Raw genomic sequence first — 19,593 nt, forward strand, 5'->3', positions numbered from 1 at the left:
CGGGCCCAGCCTGTATATTGGAGGTTGCGAATTCTTGCCGATGGCCACCGTTCGATGCGAAGACTGCTGATCCCGCTGCTGATTCTCGCCCTGGGCCTGGCGGCCTTCGTGGGGCTGAGGGTGACTCGGCCCGAGCCGGCCACGGTGACGCCCCAGGAGCGCAGCTGGCGGGTCGAGACCCTGACCGTGAGGCTCGCCGACCGGGTGCCGGTGTTGCCCCTGTACGGCGAGATCACGGCCCCGGAGCGGGTGACGGTCACCGCGCCGCTCACCGCCCGGGTGGCCGAGCGTCCGGTGCGCGAGGGCCAGCGCGTCGCCGCGGGCGCGCTGCTGATCGCCCTCGACGAGGCCGATACCGGCCCCCCGGTGGCGCGGGCCGAGGCCCGGGTCGCGGATCTCGAGGCCCAGATCGCCGCCGAGCGCATCCGCCACGAACGCGACCAGGCCGCCCTGGCGCGCGAGCGCGAGCTGCTGGACAACGCCCGGCGACAGCTGGAGCGCAACCGCTCCCTGGTGGCGCGTAACCTGGCCTCGCAGGCGGCCCTCGACGACGCTCGGGATGCCCTGGCGCGGGCGCGGGTCACGGTCAATGCCCGGGAGGGCAGCATCGCCGAGCATCCGGCCCGCCTGCGCGGCCTCGAGGCGGGGCTCGCCGAGGCGCGTGCCGGCCTCGCCGAGGCCCGGCGGGATGCCGAGCGCGCCCGGGTCGAGGCGCCCTTCGACGGCATCGTCACCGGCCTCACTGCCGCCCCCGGGGAGCGGGTCAGCGAGGGGGCCGAGCTGCTGTCGGTCTACCCGCGGGAAGGCCTGGAACTCCGGGCCACGATTCCACAGGCCTACCAGGGCGAGCTGGCGGAGGCCCTGGCCGCCGGCCGGCGCCTGGTGGCGCACGGGGAGGGGGCGCGTTTCGTGCTCACCGGACTGGCCGGCGAGAGCGCGCCCGCCGGCGTCGAGGCGATCCTGCGCCTCGAGGGCGAGAATGCGGGCCTGCGTCCCGGCAGCCTGGTGGACGTGCGCCTCGAGCGTCCGGTCGCCGAGGATAGCCTGGCCGTGCCGGCCAGCGCCCTCTACGGCGACGATGTGCTCTACCTGATGGACGCCGACGGGCGCATGCGCCGCCTCGCGGTGACCCGCCGCGGCCAGGTGCCGGGCCCCGACGGCGAGAGCTGGGTGCTGGTCGCCGGCGAGGCCCTGGCCGACGGGCAGCGGGTGATCACGACCCACCTGCCCAATGCCGTCCAGGGCCTCAAGGTCGAGCGCGACACCGCCGGGGAGGGGGCATGAGCGGCCGCCGGGGACCGATCGGCTTCTTCGTCCATCACCGCGTGGCCGCCAACCTGATCATGCTGGTGATGCTGCTGGGCGGGATCCTGGGGCTGGCGCGGATGAACATCCAGTTCTTCCCCAACTTCGCCCTGGACATCATCAGCGTGCGCACCGTGTGGACCGGGGCCGCCGCCGAGGACGTCGAGCAGGGCGTGACGATTCCCCTGGAGCAGCGCCTGCGCAGCCTCGACGGGCTCAAGCGCATGACCTCCACCTCGGCCCAGGGCGTCTCCAGCATCACCCTCGAGTTCCAGGAAGGCGCCGATCCGGTGCTGGCCCTCGACGACGTCCGCCAGCAGGTCGACGACTTCACCAACCTGCCGGCGGACGCCGAGCCGCCCCGGGTCAGCCGGGTGGCCCATTACGAGCCCGTGGCCCGCCTGCTGATCCACGGTGCGGTCTCCGAGCGGGAGCTGCGCCAACTGGCCAACCGCTTCGAGGACGCCCTGCTGCAGGCCGGTATCGACCGGGTCGAGACCCAGGGCCTGCCCGAGCAGCAGATCAGCATCGAGGTGCCGGTGGCGCGCCTGCAGGGCCTGCAGCTCAGCCTCGACGAGATCGCCGAGCGCATCGACGTGATGTCCCGGGACCTGCCCGCGGGGCTGCTCGGCCAGCAGGACAGCGCCCGCGAGTTGCGCGCCGTGGAGCAGCGTCGCAGCGCCGCCGGCTTCGGTGAGCTGCCGATCCTCAGCAGTGACCGGGTCCAGCTGCGGCTCGGCGACATCGCCACCATCCGCCGGGAATCCCGCGACGCCCAGGTCACCCTCAGCCAGGACGGCCGGCCGGCGGTGGAGCTGCAGCTGCAGCGGGCCGAGAACGGCAACTCCCTGGCCGCCGCCGAGACCCTGCAGCGCTGGCTCGACGAGACGCGCCCGCAACTCCCGCCCTCGGTCCGCCTCGAGGTCCACGACGAGACCTGGCGGCTGATCGCCGAACGCATCGGGCTGCTGATCAGCAACGGCCTGGGGGGCCTGGTGCTGGTGCTCGGGCTGCTCTACCTCTTCCTGCCGGCCCGGGTGGCGCTGTGGGTGGCCATCGGCATTCCCACGGCCTTCCTCGGTGCCATGACGGTGTTCTGGGTGATCGGCGGCTCGGTGAACATGATCTCGTTGTTCGCGCTGATCATGGCGCTGGGGGTGATCGTCGACGATGCCATCGTGGTCGGCGAGGATGCCGACGCCCACTTCCGCCAGGGCGAGGCCCCCCGGCATGCCTCCGAGGGCGCGGCCAGGCGCATGCTCTGGCCGGTGCTGGCCTCGTCGCTGACCACCGTGGCGGCCTTCATGCCGCTGCTGCTGGTCGGCGGGGTGATCGGCAACATCCTCGGCGATATCCCGGTGGTGATGATCTGCGTGCTGATCGCCTCGCTGCTGGAGTGCTTCGTGGTACTGCCCGCCCACCTGCGCAATGCCTTCGTGCCGGGCCGGGCGCGCCGTGCCGGCCGGCTGTCACGCCCCCGGGAGCGCTTCGAGGCCGCCTTCGACGCCTTCCGCGCAGGGCCCTTCCGGCGCTTCTCGGCGCTGACCCTGCGCCACCGGGCCTCGACCCTGGCCGCGGCGGTGGCCGTGGTGCTGGTCACCCTGGGGCTGCTGATGGGCGGCCGGCTGGCCTTCAACTTCTTTCCCACGCCGGAGCCCAACGTGCTCTACGCCAACGCCAGCTTCGTCGCCGGCACCGACCGGGACCGGGTCGACCGGCTGCTGGCGCGGATGGAGGCGAGCCTCGAGGCCACCGACGAGGCCCTGGGCGGGGGGCTGGTGCAGCACGTGGTGACCCGCCACGGGACGACCCTGGTCGGCGGCGAGCCCTCCCGCGCCGGCGACAACCTGGGCTCGCTGATGGTCGAGCTCACCCCCTCCGACGACCGAACGGTGCGCAACGCCGAGTTCATTCGCGCCTGGCGGGAGCGGCTGGCGCCGCCGGCGGGGCTCGAGACCCTGACCATCTCCGAGCGCGCCGCCGGGCCGCCCGGCAAGGACGTCAATGTCCGCCTGACCGGGGAGTCGGCGGAGGCGCTCAAGCGGGCGGCCGAGTCGCTGGCGCGCTCGCTGGCGGAGCTGCCCGGGGTCCACGACACCGAGGACGACATGCCCTGGGGCCGGCAGCAGCTGATCTACCGGGTCAGCCCTCGCGGCGAGGCCCTCGGCCTGACCACCCGGGAGCTGGGCCGCCAGCTGCGTGCCGCCTTCGACGGCCGGCTGGTGCAGGTCTTCCAGGACGGCCCCGACGAGGTCGAGGTGCGGGTGCTGCTGCCCCGCCACCAGCGTGAACGCCTGGAGACCCTGGCGCGCCTGACGATCCGCACCCCGGACGGGCGCTTCGTGCCGCTGGACCAGGTCATGACCCTGGACCATCGCCAGGGCTTCGAGGCGCTGCGCCATGCCGACGGCCGGCTGGCGGTGGAGGTCACCGCGGAGGTCGATACCGAGGCCAACAGCGTCGATGGTGTCCTCGCCGGGCTGGAGGCCTCGGTGCTGCCGGCGCTGATGCGCGACCACGGCGTGCGCTACAGTTTCGAGGGGCGCTCCGCCGACCAGCGGGAGACCTTCGCCGACATGCGCATGGGGCTGGTGGTGGGGCTCACCCTGATGTACGTGGTGCTGGCCTGGGTCTTCGCCTCCTGGAGCCTGCCGCTGATCGTCATGGCGATCATCCCGCTGGCGCTGGTCGGCGCCCTGCTGGGGCACTGGCTGCTGGGGCTCGACCTGACCATGCTGTCGCTGTTCGGGCTCTTCGGCCTGTCGGGCATCGTGGTCAACAACGCCATCATCCTGGTGGCCTTCTACCGCCAGCAGCGCCGCCAGGGGCTGGCCATCGATGCGGCCCTCAACGAGGCGGTGGTGCAGCGGGTGAGGGCGGTGCTGCTGACCTCGCTGACCACCATCGGCGGCCTCACGCCGCTGCTCTTCGAGACCTCGCTGCAGGCGCAGTTCCTGATCCCCATGGCCGTGTCCATCGCCTTCGGTCTCGGCCTCTCGACCCTGCTGGTGCTGGCGGTGATTCCGGTGCTGCTCAGCTACCTGGAGCACCTGCGCGCGCGCCTCGGGCGTCACGAACACGCCCCCGGCGCCGGCCAGGACACCGCCTGACGGCCTCAGGGGCCGTCGGCGTCCTCGGCGAGCCGGGCCAGCAGGGCGGGTTGGCGAGGCACCAGGCCAACCCTCAGGCCCAGGGGGCGAAAGACGCGGTTCATGCTGGCCATGGAGGCGTTGCCGGCGTCCCGTTCGAGGTCGGACAGGGTGCGCCGGCTGACGCCCACCAGGTCGGCATAGGCGCCCTGGGACATGCCCAGCACCTCGCGGCGCAGGTGGCGCAGCACCTGCCCCTCGCTGAGCTCGCCACGCATCAGGCGGCGCAGTTGGTCCAGCAGCGCCGCCTCGCGCTCCTCGGGCGTCATGGGAGTCGGTTTCATGGGGCCAGTCCCCAGCGCGTCAGCCGTCGGTCGAGGTGGCCGAGGCCCACGGCCGGCATGGTCAGGATGCGTTCGGGGACCCCGCGCGCCGCCAGGCGCTCCGCCAGGCCATGCAGGCGGGCCCCGAGGCGTTCCAGCTCGGCCATCAGGCGGTCCGGGTCGGCCAGCTCGCCGAGTGACCGGGCGATGGCGGGCCAGTCGAAGTCGCCGCCCTGCTCAAGCGGCGGGCCCCACTGGGTAGTGCGCGTCACCCCCTCGGGATCGGCCTTCATGGGGGCGAAGTCGTAGACCGGAGCATGCCAGATGCCCTCCGGGCGCTTGAGCAGGGCCGCGTTGCGCCCGTGGTTGTCGGAATTGCCGAAGGCCACGTTGAGCAGGTCGCGCCTGACCCACTCGATCACGAAGCCCTCCCGGTCGAAGGGCTCGCCCAGTTCGCGGACCCGATGCTGGCGCTCGAGCAGCGCGACCAGCCGCGCCAGCACCGCCGGGTGGCGCAGGTGGGTGCCCGGGGCCACGCCGAGCAGGGCGTAGACGGATTCCAGGCCGAAGCGACACAGCCGCCCCTCGCGGGGCGCGACGTCGAAGCGCGGCAGCCACAGCGAGGGATAGCGCTCGCCCTCGGTCAACTGGAGGCCTTGGCGAGGCACGGTGTCGATGCCGAGCTCGGCCAGTTCCCGGTAGTAGTGGTACTCGGCGCGCAGGATGTCGCAGTCGTCGGCGCCGCGCCGGCCGCGGGGAAACTTGACCAGGAAGTGGGGATCGAGATTCGTCGGGTCGTCCTGCCAGGTGTCGATCCAGACCTCGTCGCCGGGCGTGCGACGCACCAGCAGCTTGGGCGCCTCGCCGCCGGCGCCGGTGGCCCCGCCGCTGGCGGCGCCCATCTGCTGGGCATACTCGAGGAAATCGGTATGGCGATCGATGACATCGCTGAGCGGGAAGCGCTGGGCCTCCAGGGTGCCGCCCGGGGGGCGAGGCGGCACGGCCTCGCGGATGCGCAGGTTGCCGACCGGCGCGATGGTGCCCAGGCGCAGCAGCTCGGTGTCCTGCTCGCCGGGGGCCAGGTCCTGGATGCCGAGGTGCTGTATCCAGTAGCGTCGGCTCGCCCCGGCCGGCATGATGTCCTCGAGAAAGCCGAACCAGCGCTCACCGTGGTGCCGCATCATCAGCTCGACCGGCAGGGTCAGGCTGCAGGCGTGCTCGTCGTCATGGGACATCCACTGCAGGGCATAGTCCTGCAGGTAGCCGAGCCGGGCGGGACCGCGCGTGCCGCGTTCCGGATGCGGAAGTTCCAGGCGGGCCGCGTCTTGCCATCGGCCCTGGCGGTAGATCTGGATGGTGAGCTGCATGCTGGACTCGGTGAGCAGGATAATGCTCATAGTCTAGCCTATGAGGTAATCGTGAGCAGCAAATTGCGCAAAATCTTCCAATAAATTCATTTCTGAGTGAAATATTGCTCAAAGGAGGTGTCCCGATGCCCACTGTCCTGATCACCGGCGCCAACCGCGGCGTCGGCCTGGCCCTGGCCCGGCACTACCATGGCGAGGGCTGGCGTGTCATCGGGGCCTGTCGGACCCCGTCAGCGGAACTCGACGAAGTGGCCGGGCAGGTGGTCGACGGCATCGACGTGACGTCGCCGGCGGATGTCGCCCGGCTGGCCGCGGCCCTCGACGGCCGGCGTCTCGACGTGTTGATCAACAACGCCGGCATGCTGCACGACGAGGCGTTGGGCGAGCTCGACTTCGATGCCATCCGCGCCCAGATGGAGATCAATGCCTATGCGCCGCTGCGGGTGGTCGAGGCCCTGCTGCCCTGCCTGGGCGAGGGCGCCAAGATCGCCAACATCACCAGCCGGATGGGCTCGATCGCCGACAACGATTCGGGCGGGCGCTATGGCTACCGTGCCTCCAAGGCGGCGTTGAATGCCTTCGGCAAGTCCCTGGCGGTGGACCTCGCGCCGCGAGGCATCGCCGTGGCCCAGCTGCATCCAGGGTACGTGAAGACACGCATGGTGAACTTCGGCGGCCTGATCGGTCCCGAGGAGGCCGCGGCTGGCATCGCCGCGCGCATCGCCGACCTGACCCTGGCGACCAGTGGCGGCTTCTGGCACAGCAACGGCGAGCCCCTGCCCTGGTAGGCGAGCCGCCTGCGCCAGCCTCCTTTGCCCCGACCGGGAGACCGCATGAGCGCTTGCGTGATCCCGTCGACGCGTCGACGCGTCGCCGCCTGCCTGCCCCTTGACAAGGGCTGACACGGGGCTATCGGCCGGGGCTGTCCTGGCCGTCGCGCAGGTAGGCCAGCCAGTAGACCCCGGCCACCAGCAGGGTGCCGCCGACGATGTTGCCGGCCGTCACCAGGCCCAGATTGAGCAGGGCACCGGCCACCCCGATGCCCTGCGGGGCCAGCCAGAAGCCCATCGGCAGGAAGAACCAGTTGGCCACCGAGTGCTCGAACCCCAGCGCCACGAAGGCACTGATCGGCAGCAGGAGGCCCAGCAGCTTGTCGGTGACGCTGTGGCCTCCCATGGCCAGCCACACGGCCAGGCAGACCAGCACATTGCACAGGATGCCCCGGACGAAGGCCGCCATGGGGCCGAGGGCGACCTTGGCCAGGGCGATCTCCCTCAGGGTCTCGCCGAGGCTGCCGTCGCCCAGGGCGGCGAGGTCCGCCGACACGGCCAGCACGACGGTGCCCAGGCAGCCCAGCACGTTGCCGAGGTAGACCAGTCCCCAGTTCCTGAGCAGCTCGTGTCCGCGAATCTCGCCGCTGGCCCAGGCCATGGCCAGCAGGTTGTTGCCGGTGAAGAGTTCGGCGCCGGCCACCACCACCAGCGCCAGGCCGAGGCAGAAGCTCAGGCCGCCCAGCAGGCGGGTGATCCCGAAGCCCAGCTCGCTACCGGTCACGACCACGGCGAAGAACAGCGCGCCGAGGGAGATGAAGGCGCCGGCGAGGGTCGCCAGCACCAGCAGGGTCAGCGCATCGCCCCGGGCCTTGGCCACGCCCATGTGGGTCACGCGATGGGCGATCTCCCTGGGCTGGTAGGCGTCGCCGAAGAGTGGGTCCCTGTCCATCGCTGCGCTCCCCGTGTCCGCGTGGCGTCCTGTCACTATAGCGGTCCTCGTCCATAGGCCCCGGCAGGCGCCGTGACGGGGCAGGGGAGGCAGGACCGAGCGCCTGAGCTTGATGGCGATCAAGGTCCGGGCACCAGGTGGCGGGTCCTGTGGACCTTGCAGCAATGGGGCTCCCGTCAAGGATGCTCACGTCGCAAAATTTTCACGCCATCGTCACCTACCACCCCCCTACAAATGGACTATGTTGAAATCCCACCGGGTCGGGAAGAGGAGGCGGTCAATGCAGCATATCCAGTTGGAGCGACTACCCTGGCAGCACCTCGATCATCGCAAGGCCGAGGCGGCCGACGTGGTGTTCGTCATGCCCCCCGACGAGGAGGTGCGGGGCGTCGGCGTGGACCCGCGCCGAGGCATCTTCCTGCTGCTGAAGTCGAACCTGCGCGTGTTTCCCGTCTATGACGGCAGCCACGGCGACGAGCCGGGCGGTCTCCAGCTCCTGGCCGTGGAGGTCGACGACGCCAACGACCGTCGCGTGACCGAGTTCGTTACCGAACGCCTCTGGCGCGAGATGGGCGCCGCCGCCGGCTAGTCGTGCCCCCCTGGCGGTGCCGGGCCCCCACCGGCGCCGCCGGCTGTTACCTTCCTGCCCTGTATCGCCCGCGCTATCCGCCGATGCCCCCTTGGGGCCGCAGCTCGTGTCGGCCACGACCGGCGACAGAATCCGTGGCTGACGGTACAATCGGTGCACAGACGATACCGACACGCCCCGGCCGGCACCGATCCCGGCCGGGGGAGCACCACTCAGCGACGAGACGCAATGTCCAACTCGACCCTCGCCCATGAAACCGGGCTTCGCCGCACCTTCGCTATCATTTCGCACCCCGACGCGGGCAAGACCACCATCACCGAGAAGATGCTGCTGTTCGGCAACGCCATCCAGATGGCCGGCTCCGTGAAGAGCAAGCGTGACGACCGCCATGCCACCTCCGACTGGATGAAGATGGAGCAGGAGCGGGGCATCTCCGTCACCACCTCGGTGATGCAGTTCCCCTATGGCGGGCGCATCGTCAACCTGCTCGACACCCCCGGGCACGAGGACTTCTCCGAGGACACCTACCGCACCCTGACGGCGGTGGATTCGGCGCTGATGGTGATCGACGGCGCCAAGGGCGTCGAGGACCGGACCATCAAGCTGATGGAGGTCTGCCGCCTGCGGACCACGCCGATCCTGACCTTCGTCAACAAGATGGACCGGGATATCCGCGACCCCATCGAGGTGATGGACGAGGTCGAGGAGGTGCTCAACATCCAGTGTGCGCCCATGACCTGGCCCATCGGCATGGGACGCCACTTCAAGGGCGTCTACCATCTCTACAACGATGTCATCCACCTCTACACCCAGGGGCAGGGCAATCGGATCCCGGAGGACAGGCGCATCGAGGGCCTCGACAATCCCGAGGTCGATGCGGTGCTGGGCGAGGATGCCGCCGAAGAGCTGCGCATGGAGGTGGAACTGGTCCGGGGCGCGTCCCACGCCTTCGACCACGCGGCCTACCTGCGCGGCGAACAGACCCCCGTCTACTTCGGCACCGCCATGGGCAACTTCGGGGTCCGCGAGATGCTCGACGGCTTCGTCGAGTACGCGCCGTCCCCCCAGCCCCGGGAGACCGACAAGCGCTCCGTCGAGGCGGAGGATGGCAGCTTCACCGGCTTCGTCTTCAAGATCCAGGCCAACATGGACCCCAATCATCGGGATCGCATCGCCTTCCTGCGGGTGTGTTCCGGCAAGTACGAGAAGAACATGAAGATGCGCCACGTGCGCATCGGAAAGGACGTCAAGATCGCGGATGCGTTGACCTTCATGGCCTCGGACCGGGCTCACGTGGAAGAGGCCTGGCCGGGCGACATCATCGGTCTGCACAACCATGGCACCATCCAGATCGGCGACACCTTCACTCAGGGCGAGGACATGCGCTTCACCGGCATCCCGCACTTCGCCCCGGAGCTGTTCAAGCGCGTGCGCCTCAAGGACCCGCTGAAGATGAAGGCCCTGCAGAAGGGCCTGCAGCAGCTCTCCGAGGAAGGGGCGACCCAGGTGTTCATGCCGCTGGACAACAACGACCTGATCCTGGGGGCCGTGGGCACCCTGCAGTTCGACGTGGTCGCCCATCGCCTCAAGCAGGAATACAAGGTCGATTGCCTCTACGAGGGGGTGAACGTCAACACCGCGCGCTGGATCTACTGCGACGATGCCAAGCGGCTCGAGGAGTTCAAGCGCAAGGCCAGCACCAACCTGGCCATCGACGGCGGCGGCTACCTGACCTATATCGCGCCGACCCGGGTCAACCTGCAGATGACCCAGGAGCGCTGGCCGGAGATCCGCTTCAACCATACCCGGGAGCACTGAGCCCTTGATCGCACATAGCTGGATCACTCGGGGCTGAGCCGGCGGCGGGCCCCGATGTGTCGGACCATCGAGGAGGCGCTGTAAACCCCTCCCTGGGCGCTACCGGCGCCATCCCTGGCGCAGGACCTCCTCTTCGGCCCGCCCCTGGCGCCCCTCGCTTGGAGCAAGTCGGCAAGGGGATCTTGTCCTTGCTCCTTGCTCCTTGCTCCTTGCTCCTTGCTCCTTGCTCCTATGCTCATCGACGCCCACTGCCACCTGGATTTCCCCGACTTCGACGCCGACCGAGAGGCGGTGTTCGAACGGGCCAGGGCGGTGGGCGTCGCGCATTTCGTGGTGCCGGGAACCACCCGCCGCCACTGGGACCGGGTGCTGGCGCTGGGCCGGCGGGACGCTGTCAGCGTCTGCCTGGGGCTGCACCCCTATTTCATGGACGAGCATCGGGAGGGCGACATCGAGGCGCTGGCCCGGGCCCTGGACGCCCATCCCGAGGCGGTGGCGGTGGGGGAGTGCGGCATCGATGCACGCTTCGACGAGACCCTCGCGGCCCAGTGGTCGCTGTTCGATGCCCAGCTGCGCCTGGCCAGGGCGCGCCGCCTGCCCGTGGTCATCCACTGCGTGCGGGCCAACGACCGGGTGGCCAAGCGGCTACGCCAGCTGGCGCTCCCCGCGGGCGGGCTGATCCACGCCTTCGCCGGCTCCCCCGAGCAGGCGAAGGCCTTCCTCGACCTGGGCTTCGTGGTGGGCCTCGGCGGGGCCCCGACCCATGCGCGGGCCAGGCGGCTGCATCGAGCCGTGGCGGCCCTGCCGGACGACGGCTACGTGCTGGAGACCGACAGTCCCGACATGCCCCCGGCGGGGCATCGGGGCGAGCGCAACGAGCCGGCGCGCCTCGCCGAGGTGTGCCGGGCCGTGGCCGGGCTGCGCGGCCAGGCCGCCGAGCGGGTGGCCGAGGCGAGCTCGGCCACGGCGCGGCGCCTGTTCGGCCTGCCTGCGGACTGAGGCGGAGGGCTACGCCTTGCCGGCCAGGCTCTCGGGGTCCAGGCGCTCCAGCGGGTAGGGCAGCTTGAGCGGCTTGAGCTTCTGGCCGGCCACGCGCAGCGGCGGGCTCGGCTCCCGGGTGCTCATCACCGCCAGCACCTCGGCCTCGCCATAGGCATCCAGCTCGGCACAGAGCACCTCGCCGAGCCGCTTCTCCTCGGCATCCTCGATGGCGCTGCCCGCCTCCGGGATCAGGCCGCCATCGAGCTGGCCGCGCACCAGGCGCTTCTTCACCTGGCCGCGGAAGTGGGCCCGGGCGACCACTTCCTGACCGGTGTAGCAGCCCTTCTTGAAGCTGATCCCGCCGAGCGCCTCCCAGTTGAGCATCTGCGGCAGGTAGGTGTCCTGCTGGCCGGCCTCCAGCCAGGCGAGCCCCGCCTGGATGTCATGGAGTCGCCAGACGGCGTTGTCCACGGGGGTGGCCTGGGCCGCGAGCGTGTCCCAGGTGGCCGTGGCCCGTTCGACCGGCAGGCAGGCCAGCAGTCGCGGCCGGGGGCCGGGATGGGCCAGGACCTGGAGGTCATCCCGGTTGGCCTGGTGCCAGACCGCGGGCGGCACCACGTCGAGCAGGACCTCGGCGACGGCGGGGATCTCGCGGCCGATCAGGCCGATCAGCGCCAGGTCGTCGCGGGGCGTCAGCGCGACCCTGTAGAAGGCGGCGAACTTCTGGAGGTGGTCGCGGAGCGAAGCCACCAGGCTCTGGTGCATCAGCAGGCGGTAATGATCGGGAGCCACGCGCCACAGCTGGGCATTGGCCAGCATGCGGCCCTTGGGGGTGCAGAAGCAGGTCAGCGGCGCGAAGGCGCCATCGGCCAGGGCGACCTGGGCACTGGTCTGGCCCTGGAGGAAGCGTTCGGCATCCTCGCCGGCGACATCGAGGATGCCCAGGTGGGCCAGCGGGGTCATCGCGTTGGCCTCCATGGCGCGGCGGGCCGGCTCGGGCGTGTCGAAGACGACGCGATCGGCGCCTTCCCGCTGGCCTCCGAGGTGGGCGATCCAGTCGTTCATGTCAGGGTTCCTTGTCGTGTCCGTTGACGGGCGTTGGTCGGGACATGCGGTCGAGCGGTCCGCATTGCAACCGCTGCCGCGTGTTCGGGCGGCGTGCTAGACTCGCCCCTGTTCGATTCCAGCCGTACAGGAGCCGCCCCATGGCGCACCAGTCTCTCAGTTTCCAGGGCGTCGAGAGCGCCGACCAGGTCAATCGCATCACCACGGCTCTGATGATGCTCGACGGCGTCGAGAGTGTCGAGGTGGGACGCCATGGGGCCGAGGTGGACGGCAAGGTGCGCCGTGAGGCGCTGATCAAGGCCGTGCAGGCCCTCAGGCTCGGCATCGAGGTGACATGATGGCCCACGGCATCCGGATTGTCAGCGAGCGCAACCGTATCTTCCGCCAGCGCGTCGAGCTCGAGGGCTTCGAGGATCTCTTCGTCGACGTGCCCGAGGCCTTCGGCGGCGAGGGCAGCGCCCCGGACCCCCACGACTACTTCGACCTGTCCCTGGGGGCCTGCAAGGCGATCACCGCCCAGATGTACGCGCGTCGCAAGGAGTGGCCCCTGGACGGCGTCAGCGTGGTGGTCAACCGCGATGAACGCGACGAGCGCCGTGGGGTCTACCGACTCGACGTGACCATGACCTTCCACGGGCCGCTGGACGCGACGCAGCGGGCGCGGCTCGAGGAGATCAGCGACAAGTGCCCGATCCACCGCCTGATGACCAGCGCCACCGTGGAGATCACCACCCGTCGGCGGGGCTGATCCCGTCGTATCCCGCCGGGCGCGATGCCGGTCCGGCGCCACCAGGAGAGCCGATGAGCAAGCCGTTCCGACTGCAAGCGAAGTTCCAGCCCGCCGGCGACCAGCCCACGGCCATCGAGAGCCTGGTCGGGGGGATCGACGCCGGGCTGGCCCACCAGACCCTGCTCGGCGTCACCGGCTCGGGCAAGACCTTCACCATGGCCAACGTGGTGCAGCGCCTGCAGCGCCCGACCATCGTGATGGCGCCCAACAAGACCCTGGCGGCCCAGCTCTACGGCGAGTTCAAGGCGTTCTTTCCCGACAACGCCGTCGAATACTTCGTCTCCTACTACGACTACTACCAGCCCGAGGCCTATGTGCCGTCCTCGGACACCTTCATCGAGAAGGACGCCTCGATCAACGACCATATCGAGCAGATGCGTCTCTCGGCGACCAAGGCGCTGCTCGAGCGCCGCGATGCGCTGATCGTGGTCTCGGTGTCGGCGATCTACGGTCTCGGCGATCCCGACCAGTACCTGAAGATGCGCCTGCACTTCACTCGTGGCGAGCTGATCGACCAGCGCTCCTTCCTGCGCCGCCTCGCCGAGCTGCAGTACACCCGCAACGACATGGACTTCAAGCGCGGTACCTACCGGGTGCGCGGCGACGTCATCGACATCTTCCCGGCAGACGCCGAGGACGAGGCCGTACGGGTGGAGCTGTTCGACGACGAGATCGACGCCATCAGCCTCTTCGACCCGCTGACCGGCGAGGTACGGGGCAAGGTGCCGCGCATGACCATCTACCCGAAGTCGCACTACGTGACGCCCCGGGAGACCATCATGGGCGCCATCGACGCCATCAAGGAGGAACTGGCCGAGCGGTTGGCCTGGCTGCGTCAGCACGACAGGCTGGTGGAGGCCCAGCGCCTGGAGCAGCGCTCGCTCTACGACATCGAGATGATGCTCGAGCTGGGCTACTGCAACGGCATCGAGAACTACTCCCGTTACCTGTCGGGGCGCCAGCCCGGCGAGCCGCCGCCCACCTTCTTCGATTACCTGCCCGCCGATGCCTTGCTGTTCATCGACGAGTCCCACGTCAGCGTTCCCCAGGTGGGGGGCATGTACAAGGGCGACCGCTCGCGCAAGGAGACCCTGGTGGAGTACGGCTTCCGGCTGCCCTCGGCGCTGGACAACCGGCCGATGACCTTCCAGGAGTGGGAGCGGATATCGCCCCAGACCGTGTTCGTCTCGGCGACGCCCGGTCCCTACGAGGCCGAGCATGCCGGCCAGGTGGTGGAGCAGGTGGTACGGCCGACCGGGCTGCTCGATCCCGAGCTGGAGGTGCGACCGGCCTCGACCCAGGTGGACGACCTGCTCTCCGAGATCCAGGCCCGGGCGGCGGTGGAGGAGCGGGTGCTGGTGACCACCCTGACCAAGCGCATGGCCGAGGACCTCACCGAGTACCTGGACGAGCACGGCGTGCGGGTGCGCTACCTGCACTCCGATATCGACACCGTGGAGCGGGTCGAGATCATCCGCGACCTGCGCCTCGGCAAGTTCGACGTGCTGGTGGGCATCAACCTGCTGCGCGAGGGCCTGGACATCCCCGAGGTGTCGCTGGTGGCGATCCTCGATGCCGACAAGGAGGGCTTCCTGCGCAACGAGCGCTCGCTGATCCAGACCATCGGCCGGGCGGCGCGCAACGCCCATGGCAAGGCGGTGCTCTACGGCGACCGGGTCACCGACTCCATGCGCCGGGCCATCGACGAGACCGAGCGGCGCCGCGCCAAGCAGCTCGCCCACAACGAGACGCACGGCATCACTCCGGAGACGGTCTCCCGCTCGGTGGCCGATATCCTCGAGGCCGCCCAGGCCCCGGGGCGCAAGGGCAAGGGCCGCAAGGCCGAGCGCAAGGTCGCCGAGGGGGCCGCCATCTACGACCCGACCGATCTGGGGCCGGCGGAGCTTGCCCGGGAGGTCTCGCGGCTCGAGGACGCCATGTTCGAGGCGGCCCAGAACCTGGAGTTCGAGGAGGCCGCGCGGCTGCGCGATCGGCTGCACGAGCTCAGGGAGCGCCAGCTGGCCGTCGGCTGAGACGGACGGCCAGCCGGCCCCCGGGGATCGCTTCGGGTCATGAGTTATACCGTTATCTTCCCTGCCAAGACCCCGTCAGCCCATGGCCACTGCGTCGACGCTGCCGGGGCAGGGCAAGTGCGCTATAATGCGCCTCCGTTCGAGCCCGCCGCCGGTGTCCCGGACCGGCCCAGAAGCGGGCGTGTCGACCCAGCCAAGGAGCGTCTTGCCCATGACCGTGATCCGCCAGGATGACCTCATCCAGAGCGTCGCCGATGCCCTGCAGTACATCTCCTACTACCATCCCAAGGACTTCATCGACGCCATGGCGGCGGCCTACGAGCGGGAGGAGAACCCGGCGGCCAAGGACGCCATTGCCCAGATCCTGATCAACTCGCGGATGTGTGCCACCGGCCATCGTCCGATCTGCCAGGACACCGGCATCGTCACCGTCTTCGTGCACGTCGGCATGAACGTGCGCTTCGAGACCGACATGAGCCTGGACGACATGATCAACGAGGGCGTGCGTCGGGCCTACCGGCTGCCCGACAACGTGCTGCGCGCCTCGGTGCTGGCCGATCCGGACGGCATGCGCGCCAACACCCGCGACAACACCCCGGCGATCATCCACCACAAGCTGGTGCCCGGCGACACCGTCGAGGTCCATGTGGCGGCCAAGGGCGGCGGCAGCGAGGCCAAGTCCAAGTTCGCCATGCTCAATCCCTCCGACAGCGTGGTCGACTGGGTGCTTGAGCAGTTGCCCAGGATGGGCGCCGGCTGGTGCCCGCCGGGCATGCTGGGCATCGGCATCGGCGGTACCGCCGAGAAGGCCATGGAAATCGCCAAGGAGGCGCTCCTCGAGCCCATCGACATCCAGGAACTGCAGGCCCGCGGGGCGTCGAATCGCGCCGAGGAACTGCGCCTGGAGCTCTACGACAAGGTCAACAAGAGCGGCATCGGCGCCCAGGGGCTGGGCGGGTTGACCACGGTGCTCGACATCAAGGTCAAGGACTACCCGACCCATGCCGCCAACAAGCCGGTGGCGATCATCCCCAACTGTGCGGCCACCCGGCATGCTCACTTCACCCTGGACGGGACGGGCCCCGCGGCGCTGCCGGCGCCCAGGCTCGAGGACTGGCCGGAGATCACCCGCGAGGCCGGCGACAACGTCAAGCGCGTCGACCTCGATGCCATTACCCCGGAGGAGGTGCGCACCTGGCAGCCCGGCGACACCCTGCTGCTCAACGGCAAGCTGCTGACCGGCCGGGATGCCGCCCACAAGCGCATGGTCGACATGCTGGCGAAAGGGGAGAGTCTCCCCGTCGACCTGCATGGCCGCTTCATCTACTACGTGGGGCCGGTGGATCCAGTGCGCGACGAGGTGGTCGGCCCGGCCGGTCCCACCACCGCCACGCGCATGGACAAGTTCACCCGCACCATGCTGGAGCAGACCGGCCTGCTGGGCATGGTCGGCAAGGCCGAGCGAGGGCCGGCGGCCATCGAGGCCATCCGCGACAACCAGGCCGTCTACCTGATGGCGGTGGGCGGCTCCGCCTACCTGGTGGCGCAGGCCATCAAGCAGGCCCGCGTGGTCGGCTTCGAGGACCTGGACATGGAGGCCATCTACGAGTTCGAGGTGGAGGACATGCCGGTGACCGTGGCGGTGGACAGCGCCGGCACCTCGGTCCACCAGACCGGTCCCGCCAAGTGGAAGGAGATCATCGCCGAGCGCGCCTGACCGCGCCGCCGGCCGCGACGGCCCAGGGCTATTGCAGATAGCGGTATCTCTCGGGGCTGCTCCGTCGACAGGTCCCTCCCATCCTCTTCGACCTGTCCCCGTCGCCCCTCGTCAGACTCAACTGCAATAGCCCTGCGCGACGGCCCCGCCAACTGGCGGGGCCGTCGCCGTTGCGGGTATGCTGGTGGCGGCGTCGTGTCCGGCGCCGCGGCTTCCTCCCACGGAACGGGGACTGACCATGGCCTCCTGGCTGTTCGGCGTACTGATCCTGCTGGTCCATGTGCTCGGTGCCCTCTCGGCGGTACAGGCGCTGATGTCCAGCCGTACCTCCCAGGGCGCCATCGCCTGGATCATCTCCCTGCTCACCATGCCCTACCTGGCGGTGCCGGCCTACTGGGTGTTCGGTCGTCCGCGCTTCTATGGCTATGTATCGGCCCGGGGCGAGCGGGATACCGTGCTCCGGCGCGTGCTGGCCCGCTACCGGGAGCGGGTTTCGCCCTACCTGGCCAGCGCCCGGGAGGCCGACGTGCTGGCGGTGGAGAAGCTGGCGATGATGCCATTGACCGGTGGCAACCGCTGCGAGCTGCTGGTGGACGGGGAGGCGACCTTCGATAGCCTGTTCGCCGGCATCGAGGCGGCGCGCGACTACATCCTGATCCAGTTCTTCATCGTCCGCGACGACGCCCTGGGCCTCGAGCTCAAGCACCGCCTGCAGCGCGCCGCCGAGAAGGGCATCCGGGTCTGCTTCCTGTTCGACGAGATCGGCTGCCACAACCTGCCAGAGCGCTACCTGCGCGATCTGCGCGAGGCCGGGGTGGAGGTCAGCGCCTTCCACTCCTCCCGGGGGGTGCGCCATCGCTTCCAGCTCAACTTCCGCAACCACCGCAAGATCCTGGTGGTCGACGGTCGCCAGGGCTGGGTCGGCGGCTTCAACGTCGGGGTCGAGTACCTGGGACAGCATGCCCGGCACGGTCACTGGCGCGACACCCACCTCAAGCTGACCGGCCCCAGTGTGCTCGGCCTGCAGGAGGCCTTCTGGGAGGACTGGCACTGGGCCACGGGGGAGGTGATCCGCCTCAACTGGACGCCCGAGGTGACCTGCGAGGAATGCCAGAACGTGGTCATCGTCCCCTCGGGGCCCGCCGACCCCCAGGAGACCGCCAGCCTGCTGGTGCAGCATGCCATTCACAGCGCCGGGGAGCGGCTCTGGGTCACCAGCCCCTACTTCGTCCCCGACCGCAGCGTCCAGGATGCCCTGCGCCTGGCGGCCATGCGCGGGGTCGATGTGCGCATCATGATGCCGGAGCGTCCCGACCACCTGCTGGTGTTCCTCTCGGCCTTCTCCTTCCTGCCCGACATGCTGCGCGCCGGGGTCAAGGTCTACCGCTACCAGCCGGGCTTCCTGCACCAGAAGGTGATCCTGATCGATGACAAGGCGGGCAGCGTCGGCACCGTCAATCTCGACAATCGCTCCTTCCGCCTGAACTTCGAGATCACCGCCTTCGTGCCCGACCGCCGCTTCGCCGCCGAGGTGGCGGCGATGCTCGAGCGGGACTTCGCCGACTGCCGCAGGGTCAGCCTGGAGGAGATCACCTCGCGTCCCCTGTGGCGCAAGCTGGTGTCCCGGGCGGCGTACCTGTTCGCCCCCGTGCAGTGACGCGGCTTGGGTCCGTGCCGCGGCTGGGGTACATTACCAGCCCTCGGCTGGCTCCGGTACGGGGCCGTTCATGCATCAGCGATCGGGAGTCGTGGTGAACCTCGAGACCAAGTGGCTGGAAGACTTCGTTGCCCTGGCCAACACGCGGAGCTTCTCCGCCTCGGCGCGCCAGCGCCATGTCACCCAGCCGGCCTTCAGCCGGCGCATCCGCTCCCTGGAGCAGGCGGTGGGGGTGACCCTGGTCGACCGCTCCACCACGCCGGTCGACCTGACCCCGGAGGGGCAGCTGTTCCTGGTCACCGCGCGCAGCATGGTCGAGCAGCTCAACGAGAGCCTCGGCCACCTGCGCGGCCTGTCCATCGCCAACGAGGCGCTCGATATCGTCGCCGCCCATTCCCTGGCGCTGAGCTTCTATCCCCAGTGGATCTCGCGTTTGCAGAAGGGTCTGGGCGAGCTGCCGACCCGACTGGTGGCGATGAACGTCGGCGATGCCATCCATGTGCTGCGCGAGGGCAACTGCGACCTGATGCTCGCCTACTACGACCCCTACGCCAGCATGCAGCTCGACGCCGAGGTCTTCCCGTCCTTCTCCATCGGCCAGGTGAAGATGCTCCCGGTCTGCCTGCCGGATGACCGGGCACGGCCGCGCTTCCCCCTCGAGGGCAACGAGCCGGTACCCTATCTCTCCTATACCCAGGGGGCCTTCCTGGGCCGCAGCGTGCGCATGTTGCTCAAGAACGACCCGCTGCGCATGCGCCTGCGCACCGTCTACGAGACCGCCATGGCCGAGGGGCTCAAGGGCATGGTGTTGCAGGGCATGGGCATGGCGTGGATCCCCGATTTCTGCATCCGAGAGGAACTCAAGGACGGTCGCCTGGTGCGGGCCGGCGACGAGAGCCTCGATGTGCCCCTGGAGATCCGGCTCTATCGCTGCTCGCTGGTTCACAAGCCCGGCGTCGAGAAACTCTGGCGGCAGATGATGAAGTTGCCGAGGGACTTCCTCCAGGCCTAGGAGCCTGTCGGTAGGGGGATAAGCGCTAGCGCATCCACCACGATACCGGCACGAGCCTGGCCTCCTGGCACGCCCGATGCGCCCGCTGCGCGGGCTTATCCAGCCTACGCGATGCTCATGCCCCT

Annotated in this window: 16 protein-coding genes; 12 read left to right on the top strand and 4 right to left on the bottom strand. The window is 69.7% G+C overall.

The window, feature by feature from the left end; translation table 11 throughout:
• Positions 1-54: 54 nt before the first annotated feature.
• Both OCT48_RS09160 and OCT48_RS09165 read left to right on the top strand, forming a co-directional pair.
• A complete protein-coding gene (locus OCT48_RS09160) occupies positions 55-1,284 on the top strand; it encodes an efflux RND transporter periplasmic adaptor subunit (protein WP_263592381.1) in 1,230 nt (409 codons plus the stop codon).
• Positions 1,281-4,415 (top strand): efflux RND transporter permease subunit, encoded by a 3,135-nt coding sequence (locus tag OCT48_RS09165; protein WP_263592382.1) that lies wholly within the window; start codon positions 1,281-1,283, stop codon positions 4,413-4,415. Before OCT48_RS09160 ends, OCT48_RS09165 begins: the two co-directional genes overlap by 4 nt.
• A gap of 5 nt (positions 4,416-4,420) precedes the next feature.
• Here the strand turns inward: OCT48_RS09165 and OCT48_RS09170 are convergent, their stop codons facing one another.
• A complete protein-coding gene (locus OCT48_RS09170) occupies positions 4,421-4,738 on the bottom strand; it encodes a helix-turn-helix transcriptional regulator (RefSeq protein WP_263592383.1) in 318 nt (105 codons plus the stop codon).
• Positions 4,735-6,114 (bottom strand): type II toxin-antitoxin system HipA family toxin, encoded by a 1,380-nt coding sequence (locus tag OCT48_RS09175; RefSeq protein WP_263592384.1) that lies wholly within the window; start codon positions 6,112-6,114, stop codon positions 4,735-4,737. Before OCT48_RS09175 ends, OCT48_RS09170 begins: the two co-directional genes overlap by 4 nt.
• A gap of 95 nt (positions 6,115-6,209) precedes the next feature.
• Between OCT48_RS09175 and OCT48_RS09180 the strand changes: the two genes are divergently transcribed.
• The gene (locus tag OCT48_RS09180) at positions 6,210-6,872 is read left to right on the top strand and encodes an SDR family oxidoreductase (protein ID WP_263592385.1); all 663 of its coding nucleotides are present in this window, start codon (positions 6,210-6,212) and stop codon (positions 6,870-6,872) included.
• A gap of 121 nt (positions 6,873-6,993) precedes the next feature.
• Here OCT48_RS09180 and OCT48_RS09185 read toward each other — a convergent pair whose 3' ends face one another.
• The gene (locus OCT48_RS09185; RefSeq protein ID WP_263592386.1) at positions 6,994-7,806 is read right to left on the bottom strand and encodes a formate/nitrite transporter family protein; all 813 of its coding nucleotides are present in this window, start codon (positions 7,804-7,806) and stop codon (positions 6,994-6,996) included.
• A 280-nt stretch (positions 7,807-8,086) separates the two neighbouring features.
• Here OCT48_RS09185 and OCT48_RS09190 point away from each other — a divergent pair, with 280 nt between their 5' ends.
• The 3 genes from OCT48_RS09190 (at position 8,087) to OCT48_RS09200 (ending at position 11,212) form a co-directional block, all read left to right on the top strand.
• Entirely contained in the window at positions 8,087-8,395 is a 309-nt protein-coding gene (locus OCT48_RS09190; protein WP_263592387.1) for a hypothetical protein, read from the top strand.
• A gap of 228 nt (positions 8,396-8,623) precedes the next feature.
• A complete protein-coding gene (locus tag OCT48_RS09195; RefSeq protein WP_263592388.1) occupies positions 8,624-10,213 on the top strand; it encodes a peptide chain release factor 3 in 1,590 nt (529 codons plus the stop codon).
• Positions 10,214-10,444: 231 nt separating this feature from the next.
• A complete protein-coding gene (locus OCT48_RS09200; RefSeq protein WP_263592389.1) occupies positions 10,445-11,212 on the top strand; it encodes a TatD family hydrolase in 768 nt (255 codons plus the stop codon).
• Positions 11,213-11,221: 9 nt separating this feature from the next.
• Here the strand turns inward: OCT48_RS09200 and OCT48_RS09205 are convergent, their stop codons facing one another.
• The gene (locus OCT48_RS09205; protein ID WP_263592390.1) at positions 11,222-12,259 is read right to left on the bottom strand and encodes a YgfZ/GcvT domain-containing protein; all 1,038 of its coding nucleotides are present in this window, start codon (positions 12,257-12,259) and stop codon (positions 11,222-11,224) included.
• Positions 12,260-12,399: 140 nt separating this feature from the next.
• Between OCT48_RS09205 and OCT48_RS09210 the strand changes: the two genes are divergently transcribed.
• The 6 genes from OCT48_RS09210 to OCT48_RS09235 all read left to right on the top strand — a co-directional run bounded on the left by OCT48_RS09210 (position 12,400) and on the right by OCT48_RS09235 (position 19,468).
• Positions 12,400-12,597, top strand: coding sequence for a hypothetical protein (locus tag OCT48_RS09210; RefSeq protein WP_263592391.1), 198 nt, complete (start codon positions 12,400-12,402; stop codon positions 12,595-12,597).
• Positions 12,597-13,007, top strand: a complete 411-nt coding sequence (locus OCT48_RS09215) for an OsmC family protein (protein WP_263592602.1) — start codon at positions 12,597-12,599, stop codon at positions 13,005-13,007. Before OCT48_RS09210 ends, OCT48_RS09215 begins: the two co-directional genes overlap by 1 nt.
• A gap of 53 nt (positions 13,008-13,060) precedes the next feature.
• Entirely contained in the window at positions 13,061-15,082 is a 2,022-nt protein-coding gene (gene uvrB / locus OCT48_RS09220; RefSeq protein WP_263592392.1) for an excinuclease ABC subunit UvrB, read from the top strand.
• Between the two features lie 211 nt (positions 15,083-15,293).
• Positions 15,294-16,799, top strand: coding sequence for a fumarate hydratase (locus tag OCT48_RS09225; protein WP_263592393.1), 1,506 nt, complete (start codon positions 15,294-15,296; stop codon positions 16,797-16,799).
• Between the two features lie 238 nt (positions 16,800-17,037).
• On the top strand, positions 17,038-18,456 hold the full coding sequence (cls, locus tag OCT48_RS09230) for a cardiolipin synthase (protein ID WP_263592394.1): 1,419 nt from the start codon (positions 17,038-17,040) through the stop codon (positions 18,454-18,456).
• A 94-nt stretch (positions 18,457-18,550) separates the two neighbouring features.
• Positions 18,551-19,468, top strand: coding sequence for a LysR substrate-binding domain-containing protein (locus OCT48_RS09235; RefSeq protein WP_263592395.1), 918 nt, complete (start codon positions 18,551-18,553; stop codon positions 19,466-19,468).
• Positions 19,469-19,593: the final 125 nt, after the last annotated feature.

The organism is Halomonas sp. M4R1S46 (assembly GCF_025725685.1).
GTDB lineage: Bacteria > Pseudomonadota > Gammaproteobacteria > Pseudomonadales > Halomonadaceae > Halomonas.

Excerpts from the sequence above, each read along its gene's own strand:
- OCT48_RS09225 (WP_263592393.1), top strand. The coding sequence starts at position 15,294 with ATGACCGTGATCCGCCAGGATGACCTCATCCAGAGCGTCGCCGATGCC.
- OCT48_RS09205 (WP_263592390.1), bottom strand. The coding sequence starts at position 12,259 with ATGAACGACTGGATCGCCCACCTCGGAGGCCAGCGGGAAGGCGCCGAT.
- OCT48_RS09175 (WP_263592384.1), bottom strand. The coding sequence starts at position 6,114 with ATGAGCATTATCCTGCTCACCGAGTCCAGCATGCAGCTCACCATCCAG.
- OCT48_RS09165 (WP_263592382.1), top strand. The coding sequence starts at position 1,281 with ATGAGCGGCCGCCGGGGACCGATCGGCTTCTTCGTCCATCACCGCGTG.
- OCT48_RS09200 (WP_263592389.1), top strand. The coding sequence starts at position 10,445 with ATGCTCATCGACGCCCACTGCCACCTGGATTTCCCCGACTTCGACGCC.
- OCT48_RS09215 (WP_263592602.1), top strand. The coding sequence starts at position 12,597 with ATGGCCCACGGCATCCGGATTGTCAGCGAGCGCAACCGTATCTTCCGC.
- OCT48_RS09170 (WP_263592383.1), bottom strand. The coding sequence starts at position 4,738 with ATGAAACCGACTCCCATGACGCCCGAGGAGCGCGAGGCGGCGCTGCTG.
- cls (WP_263592394.1), top strand. The coding sequence starts at position 17,038 with ATGGCCTCCTGGCTGTTCGGCGTACTGATCCTGCTGGTCCATGTGCTC.
- OCT48_RS09185 (WP_263592386.1), bottom strand. The coding sequence starts at position 7,806 with ATGGACAGGGACCCACTCTTCGGCGACGCCTACCAGCCCAGGGAGATC.
- OCT48_RS09210 (WP_263592391.1), top strand. The coding sequence starts at position 12,400 with ATGGCGCACCAGTCTCTCAGTTTCCAGGGCGTCGAGAGCGCCGACCAG.
- uvrB (WP_263592392.1), top strand. The coding sequence starts at position 13,061 with ATGAGCAAGCCGTTCCGACTGCAAGCGAAGTTCCAGCCCGCCGGCGAC.
- OCT48_RS09160 (WP_263592381.1), top strand. The coding sequence starts at position 55 with ATGCGAAGACTGCTGATCCCGCTGCTGATTCTCGCCCTGGGCCTGGCG.
- OCT48_RS09190 (WP_263592387.1), top strand. The coding sequence starts at position 8,087 with ATGCAGCATATCCAGTTGGAGCGACTACCCTGGCAGCACCTCGATCAT.
- OCT48_RS09180 (WP_263592385.1), top strand. The coding sequence starts at position 6,210 with ATGCCCACTGTCCTGATCACCGGCGCCAACCGCGGCGTCGGCCTGGCC.
- OCT48_RS09195 (WP_263592388.1), top strand. The coding sequence starts at position 8,624 with ATGTCCAACTCGACCCTCGCCCATGAAACCGGGCTTCGCCGCACCTTC.